Origin of the sequence: Acinetobacter chinensis (assembly GCF_002165375.2) — a bacterium.
In the GTDB taxonomy this organism is placed as follows: Bacteria; Pseudomonadota; Gammaproteobacteria; order Pseudomonadales; family Moraxellaceae; genus Acinetobacter; species Acinetobacter chinensis.
This window is the reverse complement of sequence record NZ_CP032133.1, coordinates 1-19,007: the sequence shown is the minus strand read 5'-3', so window position 1 is coordinate 19,007 and position 19,007 is coordinate 1. Positions and strand designations below refer to the sequence as shown.

At 37.3% G+C, this 19,007-nt stretch carries 13 protein-coding genes, 2 pseudogenes and 1 other annotated feature; of the genes and pseudogenes, 9 read left to right on the top strand and 6 right to left on the bottom strand.

Going from position 1 to position 19,007, the window contains the following annotated elements:
* Positions 1-52 precede the first annotated feature (52 nt).
* Both xseA and xseB read left to right on the top strand, forming a co-directional pair.
* Entirely contained in the window at positions 53-1,315 is a 1,263-nt protein-coding gene (gene xseA, locus CDG60_RS00490) for an exodeoxyribonuclease VII large subunit (RefSeq protein WP_020753604.1), read from the top strand.
* A complete protein-coding gene (gene xseB / locus CDG60_RS00485) occupies positions 1,308-1,502 on the top strand; it encodes an exodeoxyribonuclease VII small subunit (protein ID WP_020753603.1) in 195 nt (64 codons plus the stop codon). Before xseA ends, xseB begins: the two co-directional genes overlap by 8 nt.
* Here the strand turns inward: xseB and CDG60_RS00480 are convergent.
* From CDG60_RS00480 to CDG60_RS00460, 5 genes are all read right to left on the bottom strand, one after another.
* Positions 1,499-2,797: a Y-family DNA polymerase gene (locus tag CDG60_RS00480; RefSeq protein ID WP_020753602.1), complete on the bottom strand. Its 1,299-nt coding sequence runs from the start codon at positions 2,795-2,797 to the stop codon at positions 1,499-1,501. The genes xseB and CDG60_RS00480 overlap by 4 nt on opposite strands.
* Before the next feature lie 31 nt (positions 2,798-2,828).
* Entirely contained in the window at positions 2,829-3,407 is a 579-nt protein-coding gene (locus tag CDG60_RS00475; RefSeq protein WP_020753601.1) for a LexA family protein, read from the bottom strand.
* A gap of 286 nt (positions 3,408-3,693) precedes the next feature.
* A protein-coding gene (locus CDG60_RS00470; RefSeq protein WP_087513996.1) for an IS3 family transposase occupies positions 3,694-4,913 on the bottom strand; the annotation gives its coding sequence in 2 pieces (ribosomal slippage) (positions 3,694-4,637 and positions 4,637-4,913; 1,221 coding nt in all).
* Positions 4,522-4,638: a sequence feature (AL1L pseudoknot), on the bottom strand. Its footprint overlaps the gene before it by 117 nt.
* A 130-nt stretch (positions 4,914-5,043) precedes the next feature.
* Entirely contained in the window at positions 5,044-5,385 is a 342-nt protein-coding gene (locus CDG60_RS00465) for a hypothetical protein (RefSeq protein ID WP_020753599.1), read from the bottom strand.
* 157 nt (positions 5,386-5,542) lie between these two features.
* A complete protein-coding gene (locus tag CDG60_RS00460) occupies positions 5,543-5,860 on the bottom strand; it encodes a hypothetical protein (protein WP_160116943.1) in 318 nt (105 codons plus the stop codon).
* A gap of 1,077 nt (positions 5,861-6,937) precedes the next feature.
* On the opposite strand from CDG60_RS00460, the gene CDG60_RS00455 reads away from it, so the two are divergent.
* Positions 6,938-8,284: a YonV C-terminus-related protein gene (locus CDG60_RS00455; protein ID WP_020753597.1), complete on the top strand. Its 1,347-nt coding sequence runs from the start codon at positions 6,938-6,940 to the stop codon at positions 8,282-8,284.
* Between the two features lie 55 nt (positions 8,285-8,339).
* Here the strand turns inward: CDG60_RS00455 and CDG60_RS00450 are convergent.
* Positions 8,340-9,271 (bottom strand): annotated as a pseudogene (locus tag CDG60_RS00450) (IS5 family transposase).
* Between the two features lie 55 nt (positions 9,272-9,326).
* On the opposite strand from CDG60_RS00450, the pseudogene CDG60_RS00445 reads away from it, so the two are divergent.
* The 6 genes and pseudogenes from CDG60_RS00445 to CDG60_RS00420 form a co-directional block, all read left to right on the top strand.
* A pseudogene (locus tag CDG60_RS00445) lies at positions 9,327-9,533 on the top strand (hypothetical protein); the annotation flags it as partial.
* Positions 9,534-9,615: 82 nt separating this feature from the next.
* The gene (locus CDG60_RS00440) at positions 9,616-10,233 is read left to right on the top strand and encodes an AAA family ATPase (RefSeq protein WP_000158575.1); all 618 of its coding nucleotides are present in this window, start codon (positions 9,616-9,618) and stop codon (positions 10,231-10,233) included.
* The gene (locus CDG60_RS00435; protein WP_001085468.1) at positions 10,233-11,231 is read left to right on the top strand and encodes a ParB/RepB/Spo0J family partition protein; all 999 of its coding nucleotides are present in this window, start codon (positions 10,233-10,235) and stop codon (positions 11,229-11,231) included. Before CDG60_RS00440 ends, CDG60_RS00435 begins: the two co-directional genes overlap by 1 nt.
* Before the next feature lie 321 nt (positions 11,232-11,552).
* The gene (locus CDG60_RS00430; protein WP_031974804.1) at positions 11,553-12,005 is read left to right on the top strand and encodes a hypothetical protein; all 453 of its coding nucleotides are present in this window, start codon (positions 11,553-11,555) and stop codon (positions 12,003-12,005) included.
* Positions 12,006-12,009: 4 nt separating this feature from the next.
* Positions 12,010-14,367 (top strand): hypothetical protein, encoded by a 2,358-nt coding sequence (locus tag CDG60_RS00425; protein WP_087513995.1) that lies wholly within the window; start codon positions 12,010-12,012, stop codon positions 14,365-14,367.
* An 11-nt stretch (positions 14,368-14,378) separates the two neighbouring features.
* The gene (locus tag CDG60_RS00420) at positions 14,379-17,915 is read left to right on the top strand and encodes a hypothetical protein (protein WP_020753590.1); all 3,537 of its coding nucleotides are present in this window, start codon (positions 14,379-14,381) and stop codon (positions 17,913-17,915) included.
* Positions 17,916-19,007 lie beyond the last annotated feature (1,092 nt).

Sequence of the window (19,007 nt, the reverse complement as noted above, 5' to 3'; positions counted from 1 at the left end):
TGCCGCCAAACTTTCTATAGTCTTTGACAATTACAATTCATAAAAACTAAGTATGCCTGATCAACAGCTTTCCCTCAGTGAATACCTCGAAACAGTCCAAGAGATCGTAAAGATTGCCTTTGGTGATCCTGTATGGGTTAAAGCTGAAATTAGAAGCCTGAACACCAAGAGTGGTCACTGCTACCTAGAACTTGCTGAAAAAGAAGAGGGCACTGATAAAGTCATTGCATCTTGTAAAGGAACCATTTGGAAGTCCACTGCAGCTAAGCTTCTGTACAAGTTTCAGAACGAAAGTGGAATGGAGCTGTCAAAGGACCTGAATATTCTGATTAAAGTCAAAGCCAGCTTTAGCCCACAATATGGGTTCTCAGTAAACATTGAAGACATTGATTCAAGCTTTACGCTCGGTGATCTTGCGAGACGTTACCAACAGATCGTAAAGCAACTCACAGAAGATGGCTTGATTGACAAGAATAAGAAACTCCCTACACCATTTGACATTAACAAGGTTCTCGTCATTGCACCTGAACAAGCTGCAGGATTAGGAGACTTTAGAAAGGATGCTGATATTCTGTATAAAGCAGGGGTCTGTGAATTCATCTATCACTCAGCAACATTTCAAGGTAATACAGCAGCAGCAAGTATAATTGCTTCTTTAAGCCAAGGATTAAGACAGTGGGCCAATGAATACAAAACACCTCCTGACTTGATTGTCATCATTCGTGGTGGTGGTGCTGTCAATGATTTGGCTTACTTGAATGATTACGATCTAGCTGCTTTGCTTTGCAAACGATCAGTACCTATTTGGGTTGGTATTGGACATGAACGAGATAAGACCATTCTCGATGAAATTGCACATCGATCTTTTGATACACCAAGTAAAGTGATTGGCGGTATTAGAAACCATATTGCTGAACGTGTAGATGAGGTCAAGGTTTTCATTCAATCCATCCAACTGTACTCTCAGCAGCAGATCCAAGCGTACCAAAGCCAAAATGATCAGTTAATGCAAATCACCAAATCTATGGCTCAGGCACAACTTAATCAAACCAGCAAACAAGCTGACCAAGTGAAGACGAATGTCCATTACTTTGCTCAGCAACAATTGAAACGAGCAACGCTTAATGTGGAAACGCTGATGCGAATGACGCTGATCCAAAACCCTACAAATGTATTGGCTAGAGGTTATGCCATCGTTCGTAGTGGAGGGAAGGCTATAACATCCATTCATCAAGCCAAGGATCAAACTTTGGCGATTCAATTACATGATGGTTTAATCAATACACAAGTTTTACAGGTGAAACCAAATGAGTGAACAACAACTAACATTTAAAGAAGGCTATGACATCTTAAAGAAGAATGCTGAGCTTCTAGAGTCTCAAGAGGAGCCGGACATTGATAACCTGATGAAAGTTGTTGAAGAATCCATGGCAGCTTATAAAAGCTGTAAGCAACGCATTGATGCAGTACAACAAGCATTGAATGAAAGCTTTAAGGATTAATCTTTAATTGTTAGCAGTTGATCCCATTTAAAGTAGTTCTGTGTTAGCCGATTTCGTGACATATTCCATGTTCTGTTCGGCATTAAACTCGCGCCCAAGGCAATCTTGGTTTTGCCATACTTAAGATGAATCGCTTCAAGGGAATCCATCAAAGCGTCACTGATCTCGATATGCTTCATGTCGGTAAACATATCATATACATGGCTTGCCTTTGGTTCGAGACACGTTAGAATCACGCCACATTTCTTGAAGGCAATGTCCTTGGCATACAGGCCATCAATCATCGCTGTAGCGAGTTTAGATAGCAGCAATAAGTTGTCGGTAGGTTCTGGTAAAGCCAAGGATAAAGACTTGTTGTAGAAGGGCTTTGAGCTATCAAATGGGTTTGATTGTACGAAACCAATCAGACAACCACACAACAGATTATCATCTCTCAGTCTGCTAACCGCATCCATGACATATAGCGACATAGCCTCCTTGAGATCATCAATATGGTAGATGCGTTGACCAAAAGAGCGACTCGCAATAATTTGCTTCTTGGCTGGTGGCGTATGTTCCAGTTCAATGCAAGCAATTCCATGGAGTTCCAATAAGGTTCTGTGCATCACTACAGAAAATTGGTCCCTGATCATCACAGGGGAAGTCAAGACAAAATCCATAACTGAATGAATCCCCAGGCTGTTGAGCTTCTTGGAATGCTTTCGGCCTACGCCCCAGATTTCACCAACATCTATGGCTTGATGCAGAGTTTCAGCAGAGCATGGATCCATTGAAACCAAGTTGCAAACACCATTGAAGTAAGCGTTCTTCTTGGCAATATGGTTCGCTAGTTTCGCTTCAGTCTTTGAGCGGCCAATGCCAATACATACAGGTAAACCAAGCCAAGAAAACACACGCTGACGAATTTGATGGGCATATTCAGTCAAGTCGTAATTCTCTGAATGAGCTGTCAGATCCAGAAAGCACTCATCAATTGAGTAAATCTCCTGCTCTTTGGGAGATACAAAATCGGACAGGATTTTCATGAATCTGCGAGACATCTCTGCATACAATGCATAGTTGCTCGATAGCACCTGCACCTGATGCTGCTCTACGATGTCCTTGATCTGAAAGAGAGGAACACCCATCTTGATGCCCAAGTCTTTGGCTTCTTGGGAACGTGCTACAGCACAGCCATCATTGTTGGATAGCACAATGACAGGCTTATTGTTCAAGCTTGGGTTAAAGATGCGTTCACAACTGACATAGCAGTTATTGATGTCTACTAAAGCGTAGATCTTGTTTTTACATTCCATGTTAAGAAACCAAGAAGAATGATGAACGCTACTAACGCTTTCTGAATGGCTTGATGACAAAAGTCACTACACCCCAAATTAGCATTTCCTGCCCATCTTGCAGATGAATGTCGGAATACTCAGGGTTCTCTGCTTTAAGCCAACGATTATCATCACCTTCGATCATGAGGCGTTTTACAGTGAACTCATTGTCGATCAGTGCAATCACGATGTCTTCATGCTTGGCTTCAATGCTACGGTCTACAATCAGTTCGTCATCAATCTCAATACCTGCATCCCTCATGGAAAGTGAAGCGACTCTCACAACGAATGTTGCTGCTTCATTTTTGATGAGGTGTTCATTCATGTCTAATGTTTTGTCGACATAATCCTGGGCAGGAGAAGGGAAGCCAGCAGCAACCTTTTCTGAAGCCAAAGGAATACTCATTACAGAGCTTGGATTCACTAGGGTTATAGATGCTACATCATTGAACTTGGCTTTATTTGATCCTGTTAGGTAATTCTTTATTTCAAGAATTCTAGACTCAGGCACACGAATGACCTTAGTAGGTTCATCATATAGAGGCTTTCTACCTGCACCATCTCGACTACCTCCACGTTGTCCAACCATACAATTCACTCCCCAACAATTGAATATGTAACATAATCAAATGATAGGGGATGAGCTTAATCGAAGACAATGAAATTACGATGAATGGTTGATGTGAATCATCAAATGATGTTCCTTTGAGCAGACCTTTACTTATGTCAACGTAGAGGTCAAACCAAGAGGAAGAATAGTTAGTGCCGCCTTCGGCGGTGTTTTGGGATAACCGATTAATGCAAATCCAAACCAAAGGAAACCACTATGAAAATCATGAACCGTACCGGTTTTGTCGGAGACTTTTTTATTTAAGTTAAGCCACCTGACCTAACGGGTTAATCTTATCATAGTACATTGCTTCAAACTCAAAAGGCGACACATAACCTAGTGCACTGTGTACACGCTTTTTATTGAACCAATCTACCCAGTTTAGTGTCGCAAGTTGTACATCTGCTAAACCTTGCCAATCTGCTTTTAAATATTCAATCACCTCTGTTTTGTATAAGCCATTCACCGTTTCAGCCAAAGCATTATCGTATGAATCACCAGTTGTATCGACTGATGCTCGTAAATTTGCTGCTTCTAAACGATTGGTATAGCGAATCGAAAGATATTGCACACCCCTGTCGGAATGATGAATCACATTCTTTGGCATGCCTCGATCGTGCAATGCTTGCTCAAGTGCATCGAGCACCATATCTGTATTCATCCGTGTAGATACTTTCCATCCAACAATTGCTCGTGAGAACACATCAATAATAAAGGCGGTATAGACCCAGCCTGAATGAGTTTGAATATACGTAAAGTCACTGACCCATAATTGGTCAGGTCGATCAGCACTAAAATTACGTTTCACTAAATCATCTGCTCGTTTTTGATCATCTCGGTTGCGGGTAGTTTGTTTGTTCTTACCACGCCAAACACCTTGTATATCTAGCTTCTGCATCAATCGAGCAACTGTACAACGTGCAATAACATAACCCTCACGTTTCAATTGTTGCCAAACTTTACGTACACCATATCGACCTGAACTTTCCTTCCAAATTCGTTTAATTTGTTCAGCATGATGCTTATAATGTAGATCTCGTTTCGCTCGATGTTCTGGATTGTCAGCGAGATCTAAAGTTCGGTAATAAGTTGAAGCTGCGATCGGTAAAATCCTACAAATCGCATCAACACCATATAAGTCTTTATTGTTATGGATGAAATCCACCATTATTTGTGTGGGCGGTCGAGCTCCGCCTGGGCGAAAAAAGCGGCTGCTTTACGTAGAATTTCATTGGCACGCTTTAATTCTTTAATTTCACGTTCCATTTGCTTCATTTTTTCTTGATCAGATATCTGTTGTACTTTAATAGGATTTTGCTGATCTAAATGCTTTTGATGCCAGGCACGAAGTGTTTCAGGAGTACAACCAATCTTAGGCGCAATTGCTGTGATTGCAGCCCAAGTAGAAGGATAATCTTTTTCAGATTCAATTAGTAATTGAACCGCTCTTTCTCTAATTTCGGGGGTATAGGTTGGTTTTTTCATCGGAATAGTCTCTCAGAATATTGAGTCTCCGACAAACCCGGTACGGTTCACTTCCTTATTCCAGCATTTGATTAGGTAGAAGATTGGTTGACCGCCATTCAGTATAGCTTGATCTAGGAAGGCTTGACGCTTACAGCCCTTGATCTTCATTTGTTGTCTTCTTAGTACGTGGCTTTCTTGTTTTTGGTAATACAGGTACACGTGCATCTGCTGTTGCTTTCTTATTGGCTTGTACCAGATTAATGTTGTTGACTTCTAGGCTTGCTTCTAAAGCATTGTCGATACCGCTTTTAAAAGTTTTAATTTCAAAGTCTTCAGGAGCTTTGAAGTACTGTTCAAATACAGTTACAGGAACAGTAGGTCCATTTAGAATAAGCTGTAGCTTTGTTTGATCTGATAGCTCAGGACTGAAGTCTTGATATGTTGCTAATACGAATTTCTTTTTATTGGTGATGATGAATACTGAATACATGGTTGTATCTCTTTTTATTTGAAGTTGTTTTTATTCTTATTGTTTTTCTGTTTGCTTATAATTTTTAGTTATAGAAAACAGATACATATATAACATATTTTTATTATACTGTCAATCCTTATAACTTTTAGGAATAAGAATACCTATTCTGCATAGGCTATTCGTATTTGTAGTCTTTAAAATCAGTTCCCTCTACAAGTGTCATACACGTAAGGAAAGCTACATCACTTGCTAACTGTTCATCTCTTACGTTCCAGAACTCATCTACAACTGCATTAATTAGTTGCTTATAATAGTTTTTATAAAAGGAATGCTTGTTTAACTGTGTTTCTAAAGTATTGAAATAACCTACCTTAAATTCTTCTTTTCCTATGTCTTCATATTTTTGTATTTCGACAGAACTTTTGGCTATATCCTCCGCTACAGCACAAAGACTAAATTTGTAATTATGATCCACTTCAATAGCTTGAGCCATAGTACCAGTACAAGCCAACAGTAAAGTTAAAACTATCTTTTTCATATTAAACAGTTATATGTAAAGTTGTAGCTTCATTCTATTTGATTAGTATTGAAAAATAAACAGCATACAAAACAGATTAGTAGGCAGTCAGTTCAATGTTTGATATGGATACGTGCCTGTTAAGGTACGGATACAGATTAAAGATTGATTATCTGACTGTTAAAGGTTGTTATTCATTGACTGTTAAGGAAATGAATAAGAAGCTTGTTATAGGTTGAACAACTATTTTTCTATAAGAAGATATGAGAACGACTGAAAGGAGTTCGATATATCGCTCTATTCTTTTTCTTTATTTGAAAAATTAATTAAATATTTATTAATTAGTTATCTGTATTTTTTTATAATTTCTTCTTTAAGATTCAAGTTAAAAAAAGCCCTAAAAGATTGACTTTTTTGATAGTCCCAAGACAAGGTTTTGTCTAGCCTTATTTTATAAGACTTTTTAAGCTTCCTTCAAAATCAGTTGAAAACATTGAGTTATAAAAGAATGGACCTCAGCTCGAAACTTTACGAAGTATAGCGAGTAACAACGAAGCTATGCTGAAGTAAATGTTTGAGCAACCAACCGACTGTATGCAATAGCTACAGTAATGGAAGGAACAGAGGGCGGTCAGTAAATAGGCTTTAGGTGCTATGTCTGTGTGCGCTTATGTGTACCTAGAATCCGTACATTTTTGTTTTAAGGTTTTTGCTTTTTTCATTTTTAAAAACAAGTAGTTATAAAATGTCTAAGACAAGGTTTTGTCTACAGCCTTTAAATTTTCCTTTATAAATTCACTGTAATTTGAGTATCGAATTGCAGCGAAAGCCGTATAAAACCTAAGATCAATTAAGACCGAAATCTGTCTTACTTATCCACAGTTTTAAATTTAAAAACAAAACAAGTGTTTAGCTAGACAAATAAAGCAATTCAAGACAAAAATAGATCCACAAGACAAGTTATTGACATTATCTGTCTTGATGTAATATAATCTGTCTCAAGAGGGGAGAACAGTCTTCCATTACAACAATATGCAATGAGGATAATAAAACGTGCAAATAGGAAAAATAAGCACAGTGTTTAAAGTTTATGATGCAATGATGGGTAGCGGTAAGACTACTCAAATTATAGAAAACATTAGAACAGCAGAAAAAGACCAGAACTTTCTTTACATCACTCCATTACTTGATGAATGCCATCGTATTTCAGGTACAACATACGATCCTGAAGATGTATTAAAACGTCCTTTAATTACCACAGAAGACGATACAAGCGTTCATTACGCATATTTAGATGATGCTCCTTTGAAGGAAAGACGTTTCAAGCATCCAAGCTATAAGGGTGGAAATAAAGCTGAAAGCTTGCAATACCTGTTAAAGAACAAAGAAAACGTAGTCAGTACACATCAGCTTTTTATGAACCTAACACCAAATATGTTGGATGATGCGAAAGACTATGTACTGATTATTGACGAAACAATTCAAGTCTATGATGTATATACAGAGCATTCATCTACAGAGTTAGAAGCTCTTTTCCGTTTAGGTTGGATTCATGTTGATGATGATGCTGTCACTCTTCGTTTCAACCGTGAAAAGTATGGTGATAACGGTGGTGACCCGACGGGTACGAAATATGAAAACCTAGCAACAATGTGTGATCTCGGTCAGCTCTTGTATGTGGACCAGAAGCTGATTGTTTGGGAATTGAGTATCGACACACTGAGATCTTTTAAAGAAGTCTGGATTGCTACTTATATGTTTGAAGGCTCTCAAATGTCAGCGTATTTGAAATCGTATGGCGTTGAGTATGAACTGATCCGTTTTGGTAACAAGCCTTCTCAAATTAAGCATTTAGTCACTATTTCAGATAACAAGTTTATTAATGAGATTGGTACTAAAACTACAGCATTGAGTTCAAGCCAATTCAAATCAAATAAGAAAGCTTTATGTGAGCAGTTGTCAAAAAATCTTGATAACTATTTCCGTAACCATGTTAAAGCGAAAAAGTCAGATAGACTTTGGACTTCATTTAAAGAAGCACATTCAGCAATTGCTGGATCACGCTATAAAGAAGAATGGTTAGCCTTCAATACAAAGGCAACTAACGAATACAAAGACAAAACCAACTTAGCTTACTTGATGAACCTATATCCAAATCCAATGGTTGTTAAAGCTTCAGCTATGAAGGGATTCCCTGTTAAGGAAGATGTATTCGCTCTATCTGAGATGGTCCAATGGATATGGCGTTCTGCTATTCGTGAAGGTAACCCAATCAATATTTATGTACCAAGCTCAAGAATGCGTAGTTTATTACAGCGTTGGTTAAATGATGAATTTGAAAATTCTGCTGCTGAAGATATTGAAGTTACAGAAGAAGCCGAACAGTTAGAATTAGTTTAAATTGGCTTTGTTGCACAAAGATTTGAAATGCAAAGCGCCCCTAATTGAGCCAAATTTAAGGCGTAACTTGGGTAAGTGGTCGACCTAATTCCGTAAATCTGTTAAGGACTGCTACACGTGCATGGATCTCATTCACTTGGCTATCAAAACTCCTTGCACTGAGTTTATCTCCTAATAATTTGATGCAATGCATCTTAGTTTCAACCAACTTCGCCGATGATAGCCTGACCATTTTTTCCATAGTGTCCTGCCTAAACGTTTAACTGTTCGAAGTAATTCATTTCGCTCTAGCGAGCTACTCTTTGTATCTTTCCATGGTTTCGCATTTTTTCTAGGTGGAATCACCGCATGTGCTTGCCGATCTGCAATGACCTCACGGCATTGCTTGGTGTCATAAGCTCCATCGGTATAAACAGAGTCAATCTGCTCATCTTGTGGAATCTGATTAAGTAAATCACCAAGCACCTGTGAATCACTGACATTATTGGTTGTAAGCTGAACTGCTCGTATTTGTAGGGTTTTGGCATCTATACCAATATGTAGTTTACGCCATTGGCGACGATATTCAGCTCCATGTTTCTTGCGTTTTCATTCGCCCTCACCTAGAAACTTCATGCCTGTAGAGTCTACGAGTAGATGCAGCCCATCGCTACTTTTTTGGTAGCTGATTGCAATATCAATATGCTTTTGTCTTCTACAAAGCGTACTGTAATCTGGTGCGGTCCAATTTAATCCGCAAAGTTTAATCAGACTTTGCACAAAGCCAGTGACCATACGTAAAGATAGACGGAATAAGGATTTAATCATTAAGCAGCATTGGATAGCTGCGTCGGAGTAGGTTTGATTTCGCCCTTGTTTGCCTTTTGATGGAGCATACCATTGCGTAGCAGGATCAAACCAAATGACAATATTTCCGCGACTCATGAGTGCTCGGTTATATGCGGGCCAATTGGTTGTGCGGTAGATTTTGTGTGTAGGCTTCTTCATTTGAAAATTATATCGCTGAAAAACCCTTTACAGATAGGTTTGTGCAACAAAGCCTTACGACGATCACACTCAGCTATGCATTCACCTTGCTGATTTTATTGCTACATACAACTTCGACCGCAGACTCAAAACACTCAGGGGCCTGACTCCCTACGAATTCATCTGCAAACAGTGGATAGATGAACCTGAACTTTTTAAGATTGATCCGATCCATCAAATGCCGGGACTACACAAAAGAAAAAAAAGGCTTTTAGTTTTTTAAATTTCCACTGTGGAAAATTAAAAATATTTTTTTAATTTTTAAAATTATGCTAATATAAATTTAATTTTTATATATTTAATCCATGACAATATACGTAATTGCCAATCAGAAAGGTGGCGTTGGAAAGACCACACTCTCAACCAATTTAGCTGTTGCTCTGAGCAAAAAAGGTCAGACTATTCTTGTAGATGGAGATGATCAACAATCCTCTATAAAATGGAGTAAACGTAGAACACAAGACTCGATTACAACCATTTCGCTCAAAGATAATTTAAAAGAAGAACTACAACAGTTAAAAAATAATAATAAATATATTGTATTGGATGTTGCAGGACGTGATTCAGCTGAGTTTCGTTCAGCATTATTAATAGCAGATGTTCTTATTATTCCAACGCAACCTAGTCAAACAGATATCGAAGTGCTGCCATTTGTGCTTAGATTGGTAAATGCTGCTAAGCAAGTAAATAAGAAATTAGAAACTTTTGTAGTCTTAAATAAAGCACCAACCAATACCAAATCTACAGAAATTGATGCTGCTTTAGAGTTGCTACAACAAGTCAAGTCTGTGAAAACACTAAATACCATTGTGCGTGATCGCAAACAATTTCGCGATGCAATGATCGAAGGAAAATCAGTATTAGAAATGGGTAGTAGTAAAGCAAAAGATGAATTAAATGAATTTTTGGTGGAGATCCTGTAATGGCGAAAAAACCACTCATTGTCGATTTTGATGATGCCTTTGAAATGGAACAAGCATTTATTAATGCAGCAGGAACAGGCAAAGTTGCATTGGTATCATCGACTGAAAATAATATTGTTGATCTACCTATAGAGCTTATTGACTTCTCAGAGCATCAACCTCGCATTATTACAGACAAAGTTTTACAAGATGTTGAAAAGCTTGCCAAAAGTATTGAAACGAATGGGCAAATTTATCCGATTGTTGTGATCAAAAAAGAAGAAACATATGAGCTTGTTGGTGGAGAAAAAAGGTTTCGAGCTGTTCGTGATGTATTAAAACATAAGACTATTCGTGCAATTATTCGAGATGATAAATCTACAGAAAAGACAGCTTTAATTTCATTGATTGACAATTTACATCGGTCAAATCTTAGTGATTTTGAATTAGTCAATGCTATACAAAAACACTGCGATGAGTTTGGTTATACTATACAAAATATAGAATTTATTACTCAAAAATATCAATTAGATCAATCTAAATACTTTAGATTAATGAGCTTTTATAAACTGCCAAACTATATAAAAGAAGATCTAAAAATCCACCCCAAAGCGATTTCAGGTGCAACCGCACAACAATTGTTAACTGAATTAAATAAACTGGTTTTAAAGTTTAACCATCAACTAGTTGAAGATACCACGTTAACCATATGGAAAAAGTACCTAAATGAATTTACAGAAACAAATCGTCCATCAAAAAAATTCATTTATCAAATAGAAAAAGCACTAACGGTACAAGAGACAGCTAAAAAACAAGATCAAAGCATCGAAAATGCCTCTCTAGTAAACAAAATGATCTTAAAAAATAAAAATGGTCTTAAATTTGGTTCGATTAAGATCGAGAAAAGTCTCAATGGGAAAACAGTCCTAAATATTCGCACCAGTTTAAATGCTGAATTTAATCAAGAAAAGATTGAAAAGTTAGAAGAATTTCTTGCCGGTTTAGATGACCACCCATAAAAATTATAAATTTCCACTGTGGAAATTTATAATTGAGTATCCAATATTTTTTTAAATATTGGGTACTGCTATTTATCATACATATTGAATTAAAAAGTGTTAAAGGGAAAAATGCTTACCAGAACGGTAACTGATCTTCTGATGGATCTAAAATTTCATCCATATCAGAATCAACAATATTTTTATCTTCATGATCTGCCTTTTTAGGCTTAACAGATTCTGTTGAGCCTAAGTTGTAAATTTAAAAATTAGCCATTTCAACAGTATTGAGTTTATACAGCCAGTATCAGCTGAGATGGTTACGATAGAAAAAAATTGGAAATGCAAAAAAAATCACTTGAAGTCCTGACCAAGTTAAGTGCAGTTTTGATATTAGATTTACCAGATTTTATTCGACATTTTATCTTGAATCTTAAAAACAAGCTGGATGCTTATATCAAAAGAATTCTTAACAAGGGTGAAAAATCCCATAAAGGTGTTGATGAATTTGAAATTCTAAAATGGTTAATCCATAAAATTTCTTTAGATTTGGAACAGGTTCCAAAGCACAAACATAAAGAGGTACATGCTGTTCTATTTACATGTTTTTTTACTCAATTGTCCGATACCTTAGGTTTGCCATTATCACGGTATATGAAGGTGGGAAAAAATCCGCAGCGTTGTGTTCAATTGAGTGCAAACACTTATAAAAAATACTTTGGCCTGAATAAAGACTTGAAGCTCAAGTTCGAACGAAACCTGAATATCAATTTTTACCCTGAAAAATTATGGTAGCTTTATGAGCCAAACTGATGAATTGTCAGCTGACAAGCAAATTAAACTATTGGAAGAATGGGTCAATCAACCCCTGAGTGTAAAAAAACAAATTTTGACTCAGCTCTTGGCGCAAGATCAGCAGGCACAGGAACTGTATGCTGCTGCTCACAAAATACATGTGGTGATTAAAAATAATCGGATAGTGACACAACAGAAATTATTAGCAGGGTTAACGCAATGGGCTAAAAGTGCATCTATAGGAGAACTAAGCGACCAACAAAAAGCAGTATTCATCTATTCCTATCTTTGTACTGCAGCCTTGTGTGAAATACTGAAGGAAATCATCTTGTTAGAGCCTCAGATTACAAGGGATGAAAAGGATGAAAAGGATGAAAAGGATGAAAAGGATGAAAAGGATGAAAAGGATGAAAAGGATGAAAAACAGGTTATTCTAAATAATTGTAAAAACAACAATAAAATCAACACAGTATCTTATAATTTAAAACTTCTTTTGCAAAAGCAGTTATCGAATACTGAGAAAAATAAACTGTTGTATAAAAAAGTTACACGCAAACTCCAAGCTATGGATGAATTTGATGCCAACGAGTTAAAAATTCTTTTAGAGCGTAAAACAATAAAAAATGATTTTGAACAGCTTAATCTTGGCCGTTATATTCAACAATTTATTATTGTTTTCAACGAGATTGCCAATAGTAGATTAAATTCAACAGTAATTAATGTTCAGGCTTTAATTAACGATATTAAAAAGGGCATGACCTATAAATCTGATTCAGGCACATCATCGTTGGATGTAGAGAATGAGGATACTGGACAGGATACAGAGGCCAATCTTGTCGATCCTGAACAGGATGAGATCGCCAAGCGGGTGAAGGGGAGTTTCTCTGATGACAAACAGAAACAGCTCGAAAAGCAAGCTAAGAGAATTCAGCGACGTGACTTAGCCTGTAAAACTAATCCGCTTTATCTGAAACCCAGTTTATTAACTGAGGTATATCAGCGATTGCAGAAGTGTTATCAAGAAAATAAGAGAAATGATGCATATCAATCGGCTTTAGCTGTGTGTGGTCTGATGTGTCTCTTGACCGGTCTGAGTCCAACGGTCTTTCAAAAGATCAAGTATTTGATTGATATTGGTAGAATTAAAAAAAAATCAGTCAAAAAAGTCATCCATTATTATTGGGTGATCGATCCTAAGTTGAATGCCAATCATTCCGGTGCCATGCAAGATAAAGCACAGCGTTATAATCGGGCCTTAACCCTGGAATGGCGCATGCCAGCACCCTGGATCACCAGTTTAGAGGCTTTAGAGGAACCTGAATTTTGTGTGATTGAGTACAATAATTTTTTGCGGGAAATTTTTAAAGAGCATGCAATTGGCGAAATCACCTGTGGTATGTTAGAGCGGCAAATCTATTTTTATATGGATATGGAGACGGATGATAACCTGGTCGCACACTTGCTGGCCAACAGAGATAGCCGTCATATCGTGCAATGGAACTATGAAGGGCGTCAGATCGATCAAATCGACCAGCATTTTCAAGGCTATATTAATGTTCTATTAGACCGTAGAAAAGGTGAACCATGGATTGAGGATGAACACCCTGGTCATATTTTTCATCGTGAGGAACGTATCGGCAGTCAGCGATGCTGGACTGTAGAGGCCGCGAGTAAATTTTTTAATCAGCTTTATCATTTTGTCAAAAACACATTAGCCAATACTCAAGCGAATCTGATCGAGAAGCTGAATGCTTACAGCATTTGGATGTGGCATCTTTCCTTAATCTGCCTGACGGTGCGTCCAATAGTCGGCATGCCGGGGTTACTGAAACATTATGATCCTAAGGCACAACTGCTTTACGTGCATGATAAAAAAACTGATTCACGAAAAGTAGGACGTCCTGTTCCTGTTACAGGCTACTGGCAGGATCATTTCAATGCATATCGAAAATATCTGACGAAAACCATCGAATCACTCGGGATAAAAAGTTTGCAAGCGCAATTGGAAAACGATGGTTTTATGCTCTATGTCATCTCACATCCTCGGATCAAGTCCCAAAAAGGTCAGGTGAATCTTGCTGAAGTCGTGGAGCATTTGGAGTTACAGCCCATGTCTGCTGATTTTGTCACGAATTACCTTAAAGAGACTGTACAGATTTATAAAAACTGGCCAAGGCATTTCACTAAAAATCATCTCGCCCTGAGTGGTGACATTCACAATACGCTATATACCCATGATAAGCAGAGCATGGGATTCAGTCACATTTCTGGATTAAGCCCTTATCTCTACAAACACGACATTCAGCAACAAGTTAAAAGCTTGCTCAACAAACTAGAAATCGCAAAGCTTGAAGTGCTTTAAAGGACCATCTTGTGCTTGATACATCACTTGTTACGCAATTAGAAAATGCCATTAAAAGAGAAATCGGTGACATTTTTAAGGAAATTTCTCAGCTGATCACTGCTACATACACAGATGTAAATTCTGACCTTGCTCAAATTGATTTTAAGTGGCTTGATCAGCAAATTCTGGACAAGTTTACTCTCTATAGAGCAGTTTTAGAGCAGCTCTGCCAAATATCCAAATTTAAGGGCAATGCTGCAGATTACCTTCAATTCTGTTTTAAACAAGTGAAACGGATTTGTAACGAGAAAAACCAGCAGTGGCAAAAGGATTACCCTTCCTATGCCGAGAGCTATGAGATTAAGTTGCCCGATTGGATAGTCTACACACCTAAACGTCTAGACAACGTTTTTTCAGGACGAAAGTTACAGCAGGGTACTATGCTCGTCGAGGTAAAAGAAAAACTGTATGTGAATTGGGCGGATTATCTCAAACAACAAACTCAAGGTATCCTCTTAGACTCTACGGCTAAAGAGCAACAAAAATTAGTGAATACCTTGTTTGAATGTCTTTGTATTTCATTAATTTTTGATCAGGGATGCATGCAACCTGAACGACTGATAGCCATTCATGATGCGATTTTTCATATGAACCTAGATAGTGGCTTGCTTCCGATCTATTCAGATGCCGAAAAGGTTCAAAAGGCTTATGTCTTTTCATACACCTTGCCCTCGACAAAGTATGGCAACATCTATCGTCAGGATGGCGAAGAAGAGGCGGAGTTATGGCAAACCCAACACATTTATTTCAATGCCTTTGCGATGCTATGTTATCGACGGATTCAGGAGCTAATCAATGGACCGCAAGGGTATGTATTACAAAGCACTTCGCCATTGCTGTACTGGGAAAAAGAACAGAGTGAAATTGAAACGGGGAATCAGCCTGAAGCCTTACTGCTAGAAAAACTTAAAATCCATTTAAACATTGTACTGAATATGGCGGAGGAGGGGGACTCTAGAAAAGCACGTGAGGATCAGCCATTTGCACAGCTTAATCACGTGAAGCTATTTTTAAAAGGCTTGGAAAAGACCGGTTTTGCCATTTTTAAGCATATGGATTATGTCTTGTGGCAAGAGATTCCTAATCTGGATGTGTTAAGTACCAGTGTACTGAACAATCAGATCATCACTTCGCCTTTAATCTATGAGCAGTATACACAGCTCTATGATCAACCCGATTGCTGGAAAACTATTCAAGCTAGAATCAAAAATCTTGAAAAAAAGCCTCAACTCTTAGACTTGGAGATGCCTACAGTTACAGTCAAAACATTTCATGATCGACGAACCGGTCAACGTCATGAGCTGAAATCCTGGCTTTTATCTTTTCATCAGGATATCAAACCCAAACAGCTTGCGGATCAACTCCAAGAAAGCATCCAAAAATCTGAGGACTATAAATCTGCGTATGAGGCTGGAAATGGCGAGTACCTAGATTATGTAGTGGCTATTGCACATTTACGCGTGTGTCAGTGGTTAGAAAACGAATTTGCTTATCATGTGAAAGCAGCGATTAAAGTCTCCACGATCAAGCGTTACTATAGTAGTTTTGTGCTTGACCTACTTTGTTGTATTCTAGAACAGCAGATCAATCTAGATACAGCCACTGAAGAGCAGTTTGAGGAAATGTATCGCACGATTGTTGAAGAAAAACTGCTGAATGATCAGAGAAATCATAAAACGACCGCCCAAACCAACAACAATAAAAAATACAATACCTCGGGTTATGCCTTTGATCGGCTGAAAGCTTTTCACCAATACTTAGTCAAGAATCATCGTGCACCGATTGTGCAATATTTATATGAACGTCAAAGTGACGGTTTATTTTTAAAAACCAGACTCATTAGTCCGCAGATGTTTCAATTGATGATACGGATTCTTAGAGGATACCCAGAAGCTTTGGGTCTGACTGAGCAGGATGCAACCTGTCTAGAATGGGTTTATACATTGGCATTTAGACTGGGCTTGCGTATTGATGAAGCTGCCGGGATCTGTATCGATGATTTTGTATCTCCGCAGTTACGAAAACATCCTGACAATCGACAGCTCTATTATGTGTTTGAATCCGCTTTAGATCAGCAGAAAGACGATCGATCTGACCATAAAATGAGAAAAACAATGGGTGATATTGATGATCTCACCCTCAGGATTCGTCTAAATTCTGAGCGTGATCTGAAAAGTGATAATGCCACGCGTCAGTTTGATTTAGTTCATTTCTTAGCACCGGACGAGTTCACAGGATTTTGTCGCTTTTATCAAAACCTGTTACCTGGCTCTAAACCGACTGCAGCAGTCTGCAATAGAAAAACCAAACAGCTCTTTATGCTGGGTGAACAACCTTTATCCAGTACAAATTTATCAAAAATTACCCAGTTGCTGTTTAATACTGTATTAGGGACAAACGATCATCAATATACCTTTCACGCTTTCAGGCATAGTACCGCTTCACATTTGGCTATCCTTTTAAAAGGCAGCATAGCACTGGTACGTTGTTTTACTGACTATGATTCCGAGTTTGGGCGTAAGCTTAAAAAGCACATTTTACCCAGTATGAAGGATGCTTCATCGCGTAGTGCCCAAGCCTGGTCTCGACTTGCGCATCTGATGGGGCATGAAGACATTCGGATCACTGCAAGACATTATCTGCATCATCTGAATATCCTGATTGCTGACATGTTTTATCAAGCAAACCGTGAATATTCACCTCAATTGATCAAGGCATTATTAGGCGATAGTCAGTTGATGCATCGCGATTTCAAAGTTGAATTTCAGTCGAATGAAAGAGATATTTTAAAATTGATGAAGAAGATTCATTCACACACAGAAAATAATTCTCAAACTGCTGCATTAAAGAGCAAGAAAAAGCAGAAGCAGCCTCAACAACAGGACGTATTTTTATACCGTGAAACGTTTTTAGAGGAATACCGGAAGTGGCGGGAAAAAAAAGAAAAAGCAACGATCGATCCTGAAGTATTGAAGTTCATTCAATCGATCAGCCAGCCGTTTTCTCTCTATACAAGTCACGTCAAAAATGATGCTAATCATGAGGATCTTATCGGTTTTACTTGGAATAAAATGGTGACATGGTCTACTCTCTATGAGATTGAGCAACCTTTTAACTTAAATAAAAATGTAACCCAGAAAGATCTTAAACATTTTTTTGATTGTTTAGAAAATAAAATTTCACTTGAAAAAGATCGTCCTATTTTGAACTTTAAGGCATCATCTAAAAATGACTTGATTGACTATCAAAGATTCTTAGATTTTATCAATAAACTTTATTCAAAAGATTTAGATAATTTTGAATGGGATGAATATATTCCGGGTGAATTTAATAATGTAAAAAAGGGTGAGGTGAAAATAAAAAAATATAAAATATGGAATAAAAAAGATAATAATTTTATTCAAAAGATGCTGTTGCAAAGCGTCTTTTACAAGATGAAAGAGTGCCTAGAGGTTCTATCAGAGGTTGACGATATCAACGGAAATTCATCAAAAAAAACACATTGAAATCAGATGGATATTTTTGTTGATTTTACAGCTTTGTTTTTTTTAGCATATTTTTGCAGAAAAGTGAGTTTTTATCGCTCAAAAACTGGGTAATTAAGGGTGAAAATCCAACCCCGGGTTTTAGGCTTTTTGAGTGTTTTTTAGCCTAAAAAACAGCATTGTTGAGACGCAAGACAATAATCACGCTACGTTAAAATTAATTGAAATATTATTGATATAAATAATACCTTTTGTTGTTAATAAAATAATAAATTAAAAGCGATTTAATATGAAATTGAGTGTTGTTTTAAATTAATTGGAGAATCAGTTTTAAATAATGTAACCCTCTATTTTGGGTTGATTTTTTTGGTTTTTTAACCAAATAAAAAGTACGTTTTTTCATATTATGTTGATAATTTTTAATCAATTTTATACATTGCTGAAGATAGAAACTGTATTTAAGTTGAATTAATCTGTTTTGATGAGTTAATGCTCATAAATGAAAATTCCTTATTCTAGCCTTTAGTTAAAACTGCTAATCATAAATATTCTAAAAATAGCCTAAGCTTAATAAGTGGTTCAAAAGGGGCCCAGGCCTTTGCTTTGTCAAAATCTGATTTGCCAAGCAAAGGCCTGGGAATCCGCGAATTTGATTTTTTGTTTTAATAATGCTCAATATTTTAATTTATTGAGGTCCTTTCATAGAATTAATGATTAAAAAAAGTCTAATTTGGTTTGACCAAAGAAAAAGATACAAATATGATAATTACATTACAGTAAAATCTGTAATCAGGCGTGGAAACCTGAAAATTACTACAGAAGCATTAAAACTGCTTTAAGCGGTTTTTTTGTGCTTATTATGCTTAGCTTGCCATTATGGTAGGCCAGGCAGGGCAGTCGATGACTGGCCGTCTTCTGTAGTGCGGTATTTCCACCCCTGTTTGGTCTACCTCCATCTCGTGGAAAAAGATGGTTGTAGATAGTAAAATCTAAACTACAGGTACTCAGCATGAAGATTTCATTATCTCAAATCCCCATTTCTCTTACGTTTCTTTTGTTAGCGCTGACCGGATATTGACGGTCATTTAATTCATCGCTTTAACCAAATTGAAC

What these genes read in the sequence shown, in the direction of transcription:
- CDG60_RS00460 (WP_160116943.1), bottom strand. Translation starts at nt 5,860, where the DNA reads ATGGCTCAAGCTATTGAAGTGGATCATAATTACAAATTTAGTCTTTGT.
- xseB (WP_020753603.1), top strand. Translation starts at nt 1,308, where the DNA reads ATGAGTGAACAACAACTAACATTTAAAGAAGGCTATGACATCTTAAAG.
- CDG60_RS00430 (WP_031974804.1), top strand. Translation starts at nt 11,553, where the DNA reads ATGCAAAAAAAATCACTTGAAGTCCTGACCAAGTTAAGTGCAGTTTTG.
- CDG60_RS00475 (WP_020753601.1), bottom strand. Translation starts at nt 3,407, where the DNA reads ATGGTTGGACAACGTGGAGGTAGTCGAGATGGTGCAGGTAGAAAGCCT.
- CDG60_RS00480 (WP_020753602.1), bottom strand. Translation starts at nt 2,797, where the DNA reads ATGGAATGTAAAAACAAGATCTACGCTTTAGTAGACATCAATAACTGC.
- CDG60_RS00440 (WP_000158575.1), top strand. Translation starts at nt 9,616, where the DNA reads ATGACAATATACGTAATTGCCAATCAGAAAGGTGGCGTTGGAAAGACC.
- CDG60_RS00425 (WP_087513995.1), top strand. Translation starts at nt 12,010, where the DNA reads ATGAGCCAAACTGATGAATTGTCAGCTGACAAGCAAATTAAACTATTG.
- xseA (WP_020753604.1), top strand. Translation starts at nt 53, where the DNA reads ATGCCTGATCAACAGCTTTCCCTCAGTGAATACCTCGAAACAGTCCAA.
- CDG60_RS00465 (WP_020753599.1), bottom strand. Translation starts at nt 5,385, where the DNA reads ATGTATTCAGTATTCATCATCACCAATAAAAAGAAATTCGTATTAGCA.
- CDG60_RS00435 (WP_001085468.1), top strand. Translation starts at nt 10,233, where the DNA reads ATGGCGAAAAAACCACTCATTGTCGATTTTGATGATGCCTTTGAAATG.